14 protein-coding genes are annotated in these 14,095 nt (G+C 67.9%); 6 read left to right on the forward strand and 8 right to left on the reverse strand.

From position 1 onward, the window contains the following. Positions 1–14 precede the first annotated feature (14 nt). Complete coding sequence (locus ACWDXS_RS18935) at positions 15–1,523, reverse strand: flavin-containing monooxygenase (protein ID WP_449967250.1); 1,509 nt, start codon at positions 1,521–1,523, stop codon at positions 15–17. A 152-nt stretch (positions 1,524–1,675) separates the two neighbouring features. Between ACWDXS_RS18935 and ACWDXS_RS18940 the strand changes: the two genes are divergently transcribed. Further along, a complete protein-coding gene (locus tag ACWDXS_RS18940; protein ID WP_378988715.1) occupies positions 1,676–2,215 on the forward strand; it encodes a GNAT family N-acetyltransferase in 540 nt (179 codons plus the stop codon). Positions 2,216–2,227: 12 nt separating this feature from the next. Here ACWDXS_RS18940 and zapE read toward each other — a convergent pair whose 3' ends face one another. Next, positions 2,228–3,247, reverse strand: coding sequence for a cell division protein ZapE (gene zapE, locus ACWDXS_RS18945; protein WP_378988713.1), 1,020 nt, complete (start codon positions 3,245–3,247; stop codon positions 2,228–2,230). Between the two features lie 35 nt (positions 3,248–3,282). On the opposite strand from zapE, the gene ACWDXS_RS18950 reads away from it, so the two are divergent. The 4 genes from ACWDXS_RS18950 (at position 3,283) to msrB (ending at position 7,535) form a co-directional block, all read left to right on the forward strand. Continuing rightward, a complete protein-coding gene (locus tag ACWDXS_RS18950; protein WP_378988710.1) occupies positions 3,283–4,044 on the forward strand; it encodes a pyrimidine reductase family protein in 762 nt (253 codons plus the stop codon). A gap of 32 nt (positions 4,045–4,076) precedes the next feature. Beyond that, entirely contained in the window at positions 4,077–5,630 is a 1,554-nt protein-coding gene (locus tag ACWDXS_RS18955) for an alpha/beta fold hydrolase (protein WP_449967255.1), read from the forward strand. An 84-nt stretch (positions 5,631–5,714) separates the two neighbouring features. After that, complete coding sequence (locus ACWDXS_RS18960; RefSeq protein ID WP_378988706.1) at positions 5,715–7,046, forward strand: glycosyltransferase family 87 protein; 1,332 nt, start codon at positions 5,715–5,717, stop codon at positions 7,044–7,046. 60 nt (positions 7,047–7,106) lie between these two features. Beyond that, positions 7,107–7,535: a peptide-methionine (R)-S-oxide reductase MsrB gene (gene msrB, locus ACWDXS_RS18965; RefSeq protein ID WP_378626732.1), complete on the forward strand. Its 429-nt coding sequence runs from the start codon at positions 7,107–7,109 to the stop codon at positions 7,533–7,535. Positions 7,536–7,538: 3 nt separating this feature from the next. Here msrB and ACWDXS_RS18970 read toward each other — a convergent pair whose 3' ends face one another. The 4 genes from ACWDXS_RS18970 to ACWDXS_RS18985 form a co-directional block, all read right to left on the reverse strand. Continuing rightward, positions 7,539–9,356 carry a glycosyl transferase gene (locus ACWDXS_RS18970; protein ID WP_449967259.1) on the reverse strand — a complete coding sequence of 606 codons (1,818 nt, stop codon included), beginning with the start codon at positions 9,354–9,356 and terminating at the stop codon, positions 7,539–7,541. A 181-nt stretch (positions 9,357–9,537) separates the two neighbouring features. After that, positions 9,538–10,233, reverse strand: coding sequence for a hydrogen peroxide-dependent heme synthase (gene hemQ, locus ACWDXS_RS18975; protein WP_378988701.1), 696 nt, complete (start codon positions 10,231–10,233; stop codon positions 9,538–9,540). Positions 10,234–10,276: 43 nt separating this feature from the next. Beyond that, positions 10,277–10,435, reverse strand: a complete 159-nt coding sequence (locus tag ACWDXS_RS18980) for a hypothetical protein (RefSeq protein WP_378626730.1) — start codon at positions 10,433–10,435, stop codon at positions 10,277–10,279. A 53-nt stretch (positions 10,436–10,488) separates the two neighbouring features. After that, positions 10,489–11,451, reverse strand: a complete 963-nt coding sequence (locus ACWDXS_RS18985) for an oxidoreductase (RefSeq protein WP_449967263.1) — start codon at positions 11,449–11,451, stop codon at positions 10,489–10,491. A 55-nt stretch (positions 11,452–11,506) separates the two neighbouring features. Between ACWDXS_RS18985 and ACWDXS_RS18990 the strand changes: the two genes are divergently transcribed. Continuing rightward, positions 11,507–11,914: a MerR family transcriptional regulator gene (locus ACWDXS_RS18990; protein WP_378988697.1), complete on the forward strand. Its 408-nt coding sequence runs from the start codon at positions 11,507–11,509 to the stop codon at positions 11,912–11,914. Positions 11,915–11,960: 46 nt separating this feature from the next. On the opposite strand, the gene ACWDXS_RS18995 is transcribed toward ACWDXS_RS18990, so the two are convergent. Continuing rightward, positions 11,961–12,551: an HAD family hydrolase gene (locus ACWDXS_RS18995; RefSeq protein ID WP_449967267.1), complete on the reverse strand. Its 591-nt coding sequence runs from the start codon at positions 12,549–12,551 to the stop codon at positions 11,961–11,963. Positions 12,552–12,700: 149 nt separating this feature from the next. Beyond that, on the reverse strand, positions 12,701–14,062 hold the full coding sequence (locus ACWDXS_RS19000) for a protoporphyrinogen oxidase (protein WP_378988693.1): 1,362 nt from the start codon (positions 14,060–14,062) through the stop codon (positions 12,701–12,703). Between the last annotated feature and the right edge of the window lie 33 nt (positions 14,063–14,095).

Below are 14,095 nucleotides of genomic sequence, written 5' to 3' on the forward strand. Positions count from 1 at the left end.
ATCCGGCGTGTCGGCTACCGCTCCGCTACGGGCGCCGGTGCGGGCGCCACGGGGGCGGCCACCGCGCGATTGCGCAGCACCCCGCGATAGGACGGCGGCCGCACGGGTCGCACCCACTGCGCCAGCCGCGACATCAACGGCAGCGGCGTGCCGAGATCGTCGAGCATCTCGTCGATATTGGCCAGCGAGAACGGGACCACCGAGGCACCGTGCGCGTGGTTGCCCTCACTGCGTTCACGCGACCACTCCAGGCGCGCATCGATCTCGTTGTTCATCAGCTCGGCCATCGGCGGCACGAACCGGCCCGTGAGCAGCCCGGCGATCCAGTGCGCGCCCACCTCGGCGCTGAGGGCGCTCACATTCGAGCTGTTGTAACCGGCGAAGCTCAGATTGGGGATCTCCACCGGCAGGATGTGGCGGTAGAGCCGGAAGTCGCTCACGTCGTCGGTGAGGGCGCGCCGCACGAACGGGGTGAGGAACGGCACCTCCTGCCGGTATCCGGTGGCGCAGAGGACGATCTCGGCCAGTTTCAGGCTGCCGTCGGCCAGACGCACCGCGGGTCCGTGCGGTCCACCGATCAGTTCGGTGATCTCGGTGTCGCGGTGGACGCTGATCCGGCCCGCCTCGACCTGCTCGGCGAAGCCCTCGGTGGCCAGGCTCGCGCTGCTGGTGCCGATCTCGGAGATCGGGCTCGTCGGTACCAGATCGAGCTCACGCAGCCGCAGCTTGCGCGTCACCCGCTCCTGCAGCAGGTCCATGTTCGACTGGCGCAGCGAGAGACGGTCGAGCAACCGTTCGACGCGGTGCGGGAAGCGGGACGGGAAGTGCGCCTCCCCCGCGCGGGTCAGCAGCAGACGTTCGTAGTCGGCGCCGAAACCGAGCTTGCGCGGCATCTTCCAGGTGAGTCTGCGCGCCACCACGGTGGTCTCGTCGGCGATGTGGCTGACGGCCTCGGCCACATCGCACGCGGACTTGCCGTAGCCGAGCACGACCACCGAACGATCACGCGCCTGTTCGACATCGTGGAATTCCGAGACATGGCACAGTCGCCCACCCGCGGCACGGAACGCCGCGGTGCCGGCCAGGTCGGGCATCACCGGGTCGCTGTAGACGCCGTTGGCGACGATCAGGTGATCGCAGGTGGTGCGGTGCACCCCCATGTGGTCGCGGATCTCGAGCAGCCAGCCGCTGTCGACCGGGTCGGCCGCCACCACCTCGGTGCCCAGGCGCAGGTGCGGGCCGAGGCCGAACTCGTGCACGTATCCGGCCAGGTAGGCCTGCATCTGCTGGCCGTCGGGCCAGCGGGGGAAATCCTCGGGCATCGGGTGATCGCTGAACGCGTACGTGGATTTGCTGTTCTGCGCGCGAAGTCCCGGATACCGGCGGGTGGCACTCCACACACCGCCGACGTCGGGGGCCCGGTCGAAGACTTCGACCGGGAACCCCGCCTGACTCAATACCTTCGCGCAGGCCAAACCCGCCACTCCCGCACCGACGATCCCGATGCGGCTACCGCTCGTCATGCGCAGGAGACTACTCGGACCAGTAGGTGAGGTGCCACCGCGCTGGACAGCCCACAGTCGGTGGGACAGTGCCCGACCCAGCCGTAGTGCCGCCGCGCTGTCGCGATCCACAGTCGCGCCGCGGCCGGGGTGACCCGTGCTGTACTGGAAGGATGACCAACAGTTCCGTCGTCGTCGACCGAGCCGGACTCTGGGACGCCGAGGCGCTCAGCGATGTGGCCGCCGCGACATTTCCGCTCGCCTGCCCGCCCGAGGCCACCGTGGGCGATATCGAGATCTTCCTCGAGCAGATGCTGTCGGGCGAACGCTTCGGCGAATACCTGTCCGACCCGACCAGGACCGTGCTCAAGGCCGTCGAGGGCGACGAGATCGTCGGCTACGCCATGCTCATCGCGGGCAGGCCGAGCGACCCCGACGTCGCCGCACAGGTGAGCGCGGGCGAGGTGGTCGAGCTGAGCAAGATGTATGTCCTGCCCGGACACCACGGCAGCGGCGTCGCCGCGGCATTGATGGACGCCGTGGTCGACACCGCGCGTGACTCGGGCGCCGAGACGGTGTGGCTGGGGGTCAACCAGGCCAACGAGCGCGCGCAGAAGTTTTACGCCAAGCACGGCTTTCGGCAGGTGGGCACCAAGACGTTCGTGGTCGGCAACCAGCTGCACTCCGATTTCGTCTTCGAGCGCGCGCTCTGACCGGCTGTGGGGTCAGGCGGCCGCGGCCTCGAAGCGCGAGAGCGCGAGCAGACGTGAGATCGCGCGCAGGTACTTCTTGCGGTAGCCGCCGTCGAGCATCTCCTTCGAGAAGATCTCGTCGAGCTTGACGCCCGAAACCGTCACCGGGATGCTCGCGTCGTAGAGGCGGTCGGCCAATACGACCACGCGCAGCGCGACGGCCTGATCGGTCACGGTGTGCACGTCGGAGATGAACACCGAGGCCACGCCCTGGATCAGCGCGCCGAACTTGGACGGGTGCAGCGTACTCAGATGCTTCAGCAGCACGTCGAATTCGTCGAGCGTGGAACCCGGGGTGGTCGCGGCACGCTCGACGAGCACGTCGTTCGAGGTGGGTTCCGGCGCGGGCGGCAGGTCGCGGTGCCGGTAGTCGGGCCCGTCGACGCGCACCGGATCGAAGATCGAACCGAGCTTCTTGATCTCGCGCAGGAAGTCCGATGCCGCGAAACGCCCCTCGCCCAGCTGGCCGGGCAGCGTGTTCGACGTCGCCACGATGGAGACGCCACGGGCCGACAGCTCGGTGAGCAGTCGCGAAACCAGCATCGTGTCGCCCGGATCGTCGAGTTCGAACTCGTCGATGCACAGCACGCTGTTGGCCGAGAGCCGCTCGACGGCGTTGTTGAAGCCCAGCGCGCCGACCAGGTTGGTGACCTCACCGAAGGTGCCGAACGACTTGGGCGCCGGGGAGCTGTGGAAGATCGAGGCGAGCAGGTGGGTCTTGCCGACGCCGAAGCCGCCGTCGAGATACAGGCCGGCGCCCGAGACTGCCTTCTTCTTGCCGAAGAGGCTCTTCTTCGAGGCGGCCTTGTGGATCTTCGCCACCTGACCTGCGAATTCCTCCGCCTTGGCTACCGCGGCCGCTTGGCTCGGTTCCTTGGGGTCGGGGATGTAGGAGGCGAAGCTGACCTCGTCGAACATGGGCGGGGGCACCATCTGCGCGACGAGTTGGTCGGCCGGGACCTCCGGATGGCGATCGACAAGGCGTTCTTGCATGGACAAATCGTACGGACGTGGTTGCATCGATCCCTATGCAGCGTATCCACAATGTGACCCAGCTCGCAGACCTCGACGCCGACGCACTGGCCAGGTGCTATGCCTACCCACGGCATCTGGACGGTCCGTGGGTACGGGCGAACTTCGTCAGCAGCATCGACGGCGCGTTCACCGTCGACGGTGTTTCGGCAGGCTTGGGCACCGAGGCGGACAAGACAGTGTTCACGGTCCTGCGTGAACTGGCCGACGTGATCGTGATCGGCGCGGGCACCCTGCGCGCGGAGAACTACGGCGGCGCGCACCCCGACCCGCAACGGCGCATCGCGCACCATCGGCACGGGATCGGTGGTCACCCCGACGGCACCCCGCCACCGATCGCGGTGGTCACCGCGACCGCCAAGCTCGATCCGGGGTCGAAGTTCTTCACCGACGCCGAGGTGCCGCCGCTGATCGTCACCACCAGCCACGCGGACCCGAAGCAGGTCAGTGCGCTCGAGGACGCGGGCGCGCAGATAGTGGTCGCCGGTGAGGCCGCGATCATGCCCGCCGCGCTGATCCGGGTGTTCGCCGAGCGCGGTCTGCACCGGGTGCTGTGTGAAGGCGGACCGCATCTTTTCGGGCAGCTGGCCGAGGCCGGCCTGGTCGACGAGCTCTGCCTGACCACCGCCCCGATGCTGGTCGGGGGCGCGGGCGGGCGAATCTCGCTGTCGGCGAGCACTTTCGACCTGCCGATGGCACGCAAGCAGCTGGTGCTCGCCGAGGACGGCACCGTCGCGGCCCGTTGGGCCCGTCGATGAAACCTGGCGCCGAACCTGGCAGTGTGTAGCGCATGCGTTGGACTCGGGCCGCGGCAACGGCCGCGACACTGTCGATCATGCTCGCGGGCTGTGGGGCCGGGCCGTCGGATCGGCCCGTCGTCGCCGTCGAGCGTCCCGGGGCAGGCGGCGCGCAGACCGAAGCGCCCGCGCCGCAGGACCTGGCCAAGGCCGAGGTGCCCAAAACCGATCTGGCCTGGCGTGATTGCACCGCGGCCACGTTGAGTTCGCTCGACTTCGGCGCCGCTCCCGCGGGTCTGGTCCTCGAGTGCGCCGAGTTCTCGACCCCGATCGATACCGCGGGCACCGTGCTCGGCACGTTCCGGGCCGGCGCCCTGCGCGCTCGCCTGCCGCAGACGCCCACCGACGCGGCCCCGTTGGTGCTCACCTCCGGTTCGGACCGTTCGTCGGCCTCGACGCTGGCCGGTCTGGCGATCGGGCCCAACAGCGCGTTGCTGGCCGCGCAGCCGATCGTCGCGGTGGATCGACGCGGCATCGGCGCCTCCCAGCCCATCGACTGCATTCCGGCGCAGCTGCGCGCGGTGATGACCGACCTCGGACAGACCGGGGTGGGCAGCGCCGATCAGGTCGGCGCCGTCGCGGGCTTCAGCCAGGACGCCACCATCGCCTGCCGCGATTTCCTGCAGCCCTACGAGGGCACGTTCGACGCGCCGCACGCCGCCGACGACATCGAGCAGCTGCGCAAGCAATGGCAGGTCGAGAAGATCAACGTGCTCGGCGCGGGCAACGGCGCCGAGGTGGCCCTGAGCTATGCCCGCCGCTACGGCGACCACCTGGCCCGACTCGTGCTCGACGCCCCCGAACCCGTCGGCGCGGACGCCACCACCATGGCCGAGGCGCGGGTCACCGGCGCCGAGGCGGCCCTCACCGCGTTCGCGCAGCGCTGCAAGGCCGCCAACTGCGCACTCGGTGCCGATCCGCGGGCGGCGATCGTGGCGCTGATGAACAAGGCGAACAGCGGCGGGCTCGGCGAGATCTCGGCCGCTGACCTGTCGACCGCGCTCACCGGTTTCCTGTCCAGTCCCCGCGGCGACCAGGCGAATCGGGTCACCGCCATGGCCGACATCCTCGCCGCCGCCGACCGTGGCGATCGCGGACCACTGTCGGCGATGGTCGTGCGCGAAGCCGCCGCGATCACCTCCGACGGCGAGTTCGTGAACCGGTGCACCGACAGCCAGCAGCCCCCGACCGCGGACAAGGCCCGTGAACTCAGCGAGACGTGGGCGAGCAAATATCCGGTATTCGGGCGCAATGCCGCCATCGGGCTGATGGTCTGCTCGGCCTGGCCGGTCTCCACCGCGGCGCCGCTGCCGACGAAACTCGACTTGCCGGTGCTGGTGTTCGCCGGTGCCGCCGATCCGATCGTCGGCGGGGCGGCCGCCTCGGTGACCGGTGCGCTCGGCTCGGCGGGCGCTCGGCATGCCACGATGACCTGGCAGGGCTGGGGCCATCCGGTCGTCACCCACTCCGGGTGCGCGCAGAAGGCCGTCAACGACTACCTCGCCGAGGGGAAACTGCCCGCCGACGGCGGTGCCTGCCCGGCCTGATCGGGCCGGGGCAACCATCCGGTTCCGGCGCGTCATACGGGTCCGGCGACACCATCGCAACCCGATTCGGTGTACCGTGCCCCAGTGTTGTTCCGACAGCTCGAGCCCCGTACCGCTCGCACCTCCGCCGAGGTGATCAAGTTCGCGCTCTGGCCCTTCGCGGTCATGATGGTGCTGAACCGCGTCTTCATCAAGGCGATCAACGGTTTCGTCACCGACGACTACCGGCCTGTGTACAACGCCTCGTTCGAGTTCCTGAACGGCAGGCCGCTGTACACCGCCGACTTCTCGTCGGTCGACCCGCACTATCTCTACTATCCGAGTGGAACGCTGTTGATCGCGCCGGTCGCGATCATCGACTACGAGCTGTCACGCTGGCTGTTCATCGGGCTCAACGCCGTGGCGATTCTGCTCGCCTGGTATCTGCTGCTGCGCCTGTTCAAGTTCGGTCTGGGCTCCATCGCCGCGCCCGCGCTGCTGCTGGCGATGTTCGCTTCCGAGACGGTGACCAATACGTTGGTCTTCACCAACGTCAACGGCTGCCTGCTGCTGGCCGAGTTGGCGTTCATCACGCTGCTGCTGGCGCGCCGGGACCTCTGGGCAGGCGTGGCGCTGGGATTGAGCATCGCGGTGAAACCGACGCTGGCGCCGTTACTGCTGGTCGCAGCCGTTCGCGGCCAGTGGAAGGTGTTCATCACCGCGCTCGGTGTGCCGCTGGTGCTCACCGCGATCGCCTGGCCGCTGTCGGCGGACCCCGAGAAGTTCTTCACGCACGTGATGCCCTATCTGGCTGAGACCCGCGACTACTTCAACAGTTCGGTGGGTGGCAACGGGCTCTACTACGGATTGCCCGAATGGCTGATCCTGCTGGTCAAGGTCCTGATGGCCGGTGTGGTCGCGGTATCGCTGTGGCTGCTGTGGCGCTACTACCGCCACGACGAACTGTTCTTCGTCACCACGTTCTCCGGGGTGTTGCTCACCGCGTGGTTCCTGCTGCCGTCGCTGGGCCAGATGTACTACTCCATGATGGTCTTCCCGTTCCTGATGACCGTGGTACTGCGCAATTCCGTCCTGCGTAACTGGCCCGCGTGGCTGGCGATCTTCGGGTTCATGACCTACGACAAGTGGCTCTCCGATCGCTGGCAGGGCGTCGGCCGCAATCTCGAATACCTGCGGGTGACCTTCGGGTGGGGCCTGCTGCTCATCGTCGTGTTCTGTGTGCTCGGCGACCGGTATCTGGCGGCGCGTCGCGAGGGCAGGCTGCAGTTCGGAATCGACCCGACGTGGATCGAGAGTGCGCCCGATTCGCGGGACGGCACCGATGAGCCCGCGCCCGTCGCACCGGTCGAGGACACTGCGCCGCCCCGCGAGGATCCGGTGGCGCCGGTCGAGGATCGCGAGCCCGCGCTCAAGTAGTTACCGGCCGGTGACGCACCGCTCACGGCGCGCACCGGCCGAAACCATTAGCGTGGAGCCATGAGTTCCGATACTTCGTTGCCCACGCCGCGCATCCAGCTGACGCCGCAGCAATGGCGGGCGAAACTGGATCCCGAGGAATACGCGGTGCTGCGCGAGGCCGCCACCGAGCGTCCGTTCATCGGCGAATACACCGACACCAAGACCGAGGGCGTCTACACCTGTCGTGCCTGCGACGCCGAATTGTTCCGCAGCACAGAGAAATTCGACTCGCACTGCGGGTGGCCGTCGTTCTTCGATCCCGCCGATTCCGACGCGGTGATCCTCAAGCCCGACGACACCCTGGGGATGCGCCGGGTCGAGGTGGTCTGCGCGAACTGCCACAGCCACCTCGGGCATGTCTTCGAAGGCGAGGGCTACCCGACGCCCACCGACCAGCGCTACTGCATCAACTCGATCTCGTTGCGCCTGAAGCCCGCCGCCGAATAGCGGTCACACGAGACCGCGCACGTCCCACACCCACACACCGCCCACCTGCTCGGCCGGTACGCCGAGCAGGTCGTCCACGGTGCGACGCAGGGCATCATCGCTCTGTGACGGCGGCAGCACCAGCACATCGGCGCCCCAGTAACGCAGGTCCGCGACGGCCTGCTCGCGCCGAGCTCGGTCGATGACCGGAACCGTACCGGTCTTGCGGACCAGCATGAGCAGAACGGCGGTGGATCGGGGGTCGGCGCCATAACCGGCCCCACGGTCCGCGCCGACCGGGCCGACGAAGTAGCCGCCGACGAGCGGGAAGGCGAAGTCGGCGTCGATCTGCCATCGCAGCGCGATCGAATCTCCCGAGGTGGGCGGCGGTACGATCACCACCGAGCCGTCCGAGACATACTGCCGCACAGTGCCGTCGGCGAAGAACGCGGGCGTCCGGGGGCGTTCGGCGACGGGCAGCACGGTCGGCGCGATGGGCAGCAGCGCGAAGGCCAGGGCGCAGAACCAGGCAACGGGTCGCCGCCGCGTGGCAGCGGTGCGCAGCGATTCGATCGCCCGCTGAGTGCCGAGGACCAGGACTATCGCGATGGCCGGAATGGCGATCATGGCCAACCGCGATTCGATCATCCCGTTCAGCGGCGAGATCCATCCGAAGGCCAGCCACGGCATCGGAATCATCGAATACTCACCCTCGCCGAAACGCACGACGCCGTCGAAGGACAGCACAATGCCCATCGACAGCGTCGTGAACACCACCCCGACGATCACGGCGGCCCGCACGATGCGCTCACGCCGCAGGTAGCACACGGCCGCGGCGACGAGCAGCAGTAGCGGCCAACCGAAGTAGGTGTTGTCCTCGGTCGGATTGATGCTCACATCGGGGCCGAACGAGAACATGCTGCCCGCCGATTCCGGCGAGAACTGCACCAGCGACAGAATGTCGTTGCCGACCCGGCCGATCCCCACGAATCGATACGACTGCGGTCCGGCGAACTGCCACCACAGCCCGAAACCGGTGAGCGTCAGCGTGATCAGCGCCGCGAGCAGTATCGACGGGGCCGCCGCGCGCGCTGTGCGCGCGATGGCGCGCGGGGTGCGCAAGTAGGCCAGGGCGAAGGCCGCGAAGCCGAGCGCGAAGATCAGCAGCGGCTCCTCACCCAGCGTGAGCTGCAGCGCGACCAGCAGTCCGAGCGCGACGGCGGCGCGTGGCTGCCAGACCGGTCGCGACCCGACGGTGTTCTCCGCGTGCCTTGCCATCCTGATGACCCGCACAGCGATGAGCGGGAGCAACACCAGAAAGACGAAATTCGCGTGCCCGTTGGTGTGCGCGATCATCGCGGGTGCGAAGCCGCAGAACAATCCGCCGATGGCCGCGGCGAATTTCGAGCTCACCAGCTCGCGCGAGAATGCCCAGTACCAGGCGAACGCTGTGCTGAACAGGCCGAATGTCAGCGCCGACACGAAGGTGACGGTGGGCCCGAACAGCAGCGTGATCGGGGTGAACGGCACCCCCCAGCCGTACATGAGGGTATTGGCCATCATGTTGATGCCGTCGGGATAGTTCTGCAGCTCGGTGCTGAACGGACTGTCGAGGTGGGTGAGGTTTCGCGCGGTGATGGCGTAGAACCACTCGTACAGCGTCTGGTCCTGATCACTCTTGCTCAGGTAACCACTGCTCGGGTTCCACCACAGCCCGGCGAGGACGAAGACCGCGAGCGACAGGTAGCAACCGGCGACGATCAGGTCGGTGCGCGCCGAGCGCAGCCACTGCGCCGGAGTTCGCCGCGACTCGACCGTTTCCGGTGCGGTTCGATCGGTCACTGCTGTGCCGGATCGACCCTCTTCGGTTCGATCCGTTCCCCACCCTGATACCACGCGCGAATCTCTCTCACCCTCAACGCCACAATCGGCCCGCTCACGATACTCGAGTGGGAGACCGCGGCGATACCAGGCCGAGGAGAAAGACCCTCTCCACGGAGAGGGCCTTCGGTGTCTGCGCCGCTTACGGCAGTGCGGTGAGCAACTGTTCGACCTCGACGCGCGGACCGGTGAAGAACGGCACCTCTTCGCGCACGTGCAACCGCGCCTCGGTGGCCCGCAGGTCACGCATCAGGTCCACGATCCGGTGCAACTCGGGGGCCTCGAAGGCGAGGATCCACTCGTAGTCGCCCAGCGCCATCGAACTCACGGTGTTGGCCCGCACGTCCGGGTACCCGCGCGCTTCCTTGCCGTGATCGGCGAGCATCTTGCGCCGCTCCTCGTCGGGGAGCAGGTACCACTCGTAGGACCGCACGAACGGGTAGACGCAGATGTAGTTCCCCGCGTCCTCGCCTGCCAGGAACGCGGGAATGTGGCTCTTGTTGAACTCCGCGGGCCGGTGCACCGCCACATTGCTCCAGACCGGCGCACTCGCCCTGCCCAGCTCGGTGGTCCGCCGGAAATCGGAGTACGCGGCCTGCAGGTCCTCGACCCGCTCGGCATGGGTCCACAGCATGAAATCGGCGTCGGCCCGCAGCCCCGCCACGTCGTAGATCCCGCGCAGCACCACGCCCTTGTCGGCGAGTCCGTCGAAGAACTCCTGTGCCTCCTTGATCGCCCCGGCCCGGTCCTCACCGAGCACGCCCGGCTGAACCTGGAACACCGAGAACATCAGGTAGCGAATGGTGGAGTTGAGAGCCTGGTAGTCGAGTCGCGCCATGGATCTATGGTGCCACTGCGGCGTTTTCGCCCGCGGTCGGGGCTCAGTCCCCTACCGGTCTGCTCGCCCGCCACGGGGACGACTCGTCACTGCCGAACACCGAGGTCACCGTCGTCGCCTCACCGTCGTGAAGTTCGACCGGACCGAGATCGGGATCGAGAATCAGGCTTCGCTCGTTGCGCTGCTCACCGGCAATGGTCACAGCGGGCGATCATGCAGTACCGCTATCGCCGATGCCCGCTGACACGCCGCTGGTCAGCCGGAGAAGCTGTCGAGTCCGGTGAGCTCACTGGACAGAGTCCAGAGACGGGCGGCGGCAGCGGGGTCGACGGCCCACGGCTTCACGCCGCCGACGAGCATATCGTCGTCGGTGGCGACTTCGGCGATATCGCAGTCCTGGCAATAGGCACCGCCGTGCCCCGCGAGCGGTGCGGCAGTCGCCGCCCAGACTGCGGTCGCCGCCCCCTGCGCCGGGGTTTTGAAGCCCACGGCCTGACTACCGTCCGTGCCGATCCAGCCCTGCGAGATCTGTTCCGCACGGGCGATATGGCGTTGCAGTGGCGTGAGGATGCTGCCCGGGTGCACGGAGTACGCGTTGATCCCCGCTGCCGCGCCGATCGCGTCGAGGTGGGTGGCGAACAGTGCGTTGGCGGTTTTGGACTGACCGTAGGCTCTCCAGCTGTCGTAGTCGCGGCTGAAATGGAGGTCGTTCCAGCGGATATCGGACAGGAAGTGGCCCGACGATGCCACCGCCACCACACGAGCCCCGCTCCGGGCCAGCGCCGGACGCAAACGGTTGACCAGTGCGAAGTGCCCGAGATGATTGATCGCGAAGTGCGCTTCCCAGCCCGGCCCGACATCCCGGCATGGGTAGGCCATCACCCCGGCGTTCGCGATGATGACGTCGATGCTCCGGCCGGTTTCGAGAAAGCGTTCACTGAACACCCGCACACTGTCGAGATCGGCCAAGTCGAGTTCATCGACCTCCGCGTTATCGACGTCGCACAACGCTTTTCGCGCCGCTTCGACCCGGCGGGCAGGCACAACCACCTGCGCCCCGGCACGCGCCAACGCCGCGGTGGCCTCCTTGCCGAGACCTGAGTAACCACCGGTGACCAGGACCGTCTTTCCCGTGAGGTCGACGCCGTCGACGACTTCGTCGACCGTGCTGCGCGGTCCGAACCCGCTACCGATTCTGTGCTGCTCTGTGATCGCCATGCGCTGACGGTAAAATCTAGAGTGCGATCTAGGTCAAGCTGTGAGGACGCACGAGATGAACGAGCTGTCTATCGGTGACGTCGGGCGGGCCACCGGCCTCGGGGTGCACGCCTTGCGATACTTCGAACGGGAAGAACTTCTGTTGCGCCCGATCCCTCGGTCTCCCGGTGGACAGCGCGTCTACGCACCGGCCGACGTCGAATGGCTCCTGCTCTGCAACCGCCTCCGCGAGTCCGGCATGCCGATCGCGACCTTGCGAGTCTTCGCCGGGCTCGTTCGCTCGGGACCGGGAAACGAGCAGGAGCGACTGGCGTTGCTCGAGGCTCACGAACAGTCCGTCCGTGACAGGCTGGCCGAGCTGGCGGCCGACCTCGAGGTGATCCACAACAAGGTCGTCACCTATCGCAAGCATGTCGACGAGGGCACCGCGGTCGGAGTCTGGTCCCCCGAGCCACCGAGCTGACAGACGGCGATATTCGTTCCGTGGCAGCTGCGCCGGCCGGCCACGACTAGCTTCCGCCGTTCGCGCTGAGTACCGCCAGATCTTCGATCCCTCGGTAGTGAATGCCGGTCATGCCGAGAGACCGTGCGGCGGAGACGTTTTCCGGCCGGTCGTCGATGAACACGCAGCGGTTCGGTGCGACACCGGCCGCTTCAGCAGCGATCTCGTAGATGCGCAAGTCCGGTTTCGCGATGCCGACGGCCGCACTGCTGATCACGGTGTCGGCGAAATCGGTGAGACGCATCCGGGCCAGATGGACGTCGAGGTTGTCCATCGCGTTGGTGACCAGGACCAGCGGGACGCGGGCGCTGACCTTTGTCAGCAGATCCCTGACCTGCTCATCGACCCAGAAGTCGACGGCGGCGAAGGCGTCGACCGCCCGGATCGCATCGGGGTGACCGCCGAGCGCGGCGGTGATCGAAGCCAGCCACTGCTCGGCGGTGATCTGTCCGAGTATGGCCGGGCGGATCTGTTCCGGGGCGAAGGCGGTGGCCAGCACGGGCAGCCCGTAGTGCTCCTCGATGTCGCGCTGACGGTCGTGGTCGAATTGACGGAGCACGCCATCCAGATCACACAGCACCGCTTCGAATCTCTGCATCGTCCCAGTCTGCCTGTGCCGCTGGGTGACTCACAGCGATCACGCGGCGCCGGTATCGCCTGCCGCCGAGGACACGCCACGAAGCCGGGCCGGAGCGAGGTACCGGAATGGATCGGCCCACACATATCCGGTCGCCGCCGGCATCGGGATCAGCGCTGCGTGCTCGCGATGTACGCGGTAGCCACGCGTTCTGCGGCTGCGGTTCCCGACGCGACGCAGGCGGGAACACCGACGCCGTGTAGGTAGGCGCCCGCTACCGCGATGCTGTCGAGGGGGGCGATAGCCGACTCGAGAGCCGCGATCCGCTCGGTATGGCCGGGGGCGTACTGCGGAAGGCCACCGGGCCACCGTTGGACGACCGCTTCGATCGGGGTGATCGGGATGCCGGTGACGGTGGACAGGTCGGCGACAGCCGCCGCGATGAGGTCGTCGTCGGTCCAGGAGAGCGGCTTGTCGTCGCCGAGCCGGCCGAAGGAGGCGCGGACCAGCGCGACGTCACGCTCGGCCAGATGAGGCCATTTACGACTGGACAGGGTGAACGCCTTGGCGCGCAAGGGTTCTCCGGTGGCGACGAGGATGCCGGAGTTGTCCGGTAGCGCGGTGTCGCGTGGCAGGGCCATCGCGACCAGCGCCGACGAGGACAGTTCGATGCCTGCGGCGGCTCGGGCGGCCTCGGGCGCCACGTAGTGCAGCAGGCGGGCGGTCACCGGGGCAGGCGTAGCGATGACGACACCTTCGACGGCGCCGATCGGGTCGACCACCCAGCCATGGGGTCCGCGGGCGATTCTGGTTGCGGCGGTGGTCGCGACAAAACGCGCGTCCGAAGCCTCGGTCAGTGCGGCCAGCAGGGCTCCGTAGCCGTCGCGCAGCCCACCGAATACCGGGTCCGAGCTGGGCGCGGGCATCGCCGCACCGACAGCCTCCGTAAGACTCGACGCGCCGTCGTCGAGCGCTGCGGCAAGAGTGGGTAACGCGGCGCGGACACCGATCGAAGCACTGATTCCCGCATAAACCCCGCCCAGCAACGGATCGACGCTCCGCTCGACCACCTGCCTGCCGAACCGGTCACCCACCAGAGTCTGCACGTCGATGTCGCAGCCTCGATCCCAGCGCAGCGGCCGCTCCGGCTCCGTGGCGACCCGGGCGAGCGTCGCATCGTCGACCAGCCCGCGCAGCGACTCGGCATCAGACGGAATCCCCATCAGGGTTCGCCCCGGCAACGGATGCGCCGACCCCTGCGCCCAGACCAGCGGCCGTTTCCCCGCGGGCCGCACCAACTGGTCGGCCAGGCCGAGTTCGCTCATCAACTCGATCACCTCGGGCCTGCGCCCCACGAAGGCCTCGGCGCCGAGATCTACTGGCCCCCCGGACAATTCACGAGTGTGCAGCACGCCGCCGACCCGTCCGCTCTGCTCGAGCACGACGATGTCGGCGTCCTCCCCCAACCGCTGCCGCAACCGATAAGCCGCGACGAGCCCGCTGATTCCGCCCCCGATAACCGCGATCCGCATGTACCGACCGTAGCCGTGCGACACGTCGCCCGG

The organism is Nocardia sp. NPDC003183 (assembly GCF_053590715.1).

Coding starts and splice junctions, on each gene's coding strand:
- ACWDXS_RS18935 (WP_449967250.1), bottom strand. CDS start 1,523: ATGACGAGCGGTAGCCGCATCGGGATCGTCGGTGCGGGAGTGGCGGGT.
- ACWDXS_RS18940 (WP_378988715.1), top strand. CDS start 1,676: ATGACCAACAGTTCCGTCGTCGTCGACCGAGCCGGACTCTGGGACGCC.
- zapE (WP_378988713.1), bottom strand. CDS start 3,247: ATGCAAGAACGCCTTGTCGATCGCCATCCGGAGGTCCCGGCCGACCAA.
- ACWDXS_RS18950 (WP_378988710.1), top strand. CDS start 3,283: ATGCAGCGTATCCACAATGTGACCCAGCTCGCAGACCTCGACGCCGAC.
- ACWDXS_RS18955 (WP_449967255.1), top strand. CDS start 4,077: ATGCGTTGGACTCGGGCCGCGGCAACGGCCGCGACACTGTCGATCATG.
- msrB (WP_378626732.1), top strand. CDS start 7,107: ATGAGTTCCGATACTTCGTTGCCCACGCCGCGCATCCAGCTGACGCCG.
- hemQ (WP_378988701.1), bottom strand. CDS start 10,233: ATGGCGCGACTCGACTACCAGGCTCTCAACTCCACCATTCGCTACCTG.
- ACWDXS_RS18985 (WP_449967263.1), bottom strand. CDS start 11,451: ATGGCGATCACAGAGCAGCACAGAATCGGTAGCGGGTTCGGACCGCGC.
- ACWDXS_RS18990 (WP_378988697.1), top strand. CDS start 11,507: ATGAACGAGCTGTCTATCGGTGACGTCGGGCGGGCCACCGGCCTCGGG.
- ACWDXS_RS18995 (WP_449967267.1), bottom strand. CDS start 12,551: ATGCAGAGATTCGAAGCGGTGCTGTGTGATCTGGATGGCGTGCTCCGT.
- ACWDXS_RS19000 (WP_378988693.1), bottom strand. CDS start 14,062: ATGCGGATCGCGGTTATCGGGGGCGGAATCAGCGGGCTCGTCGCGGCT.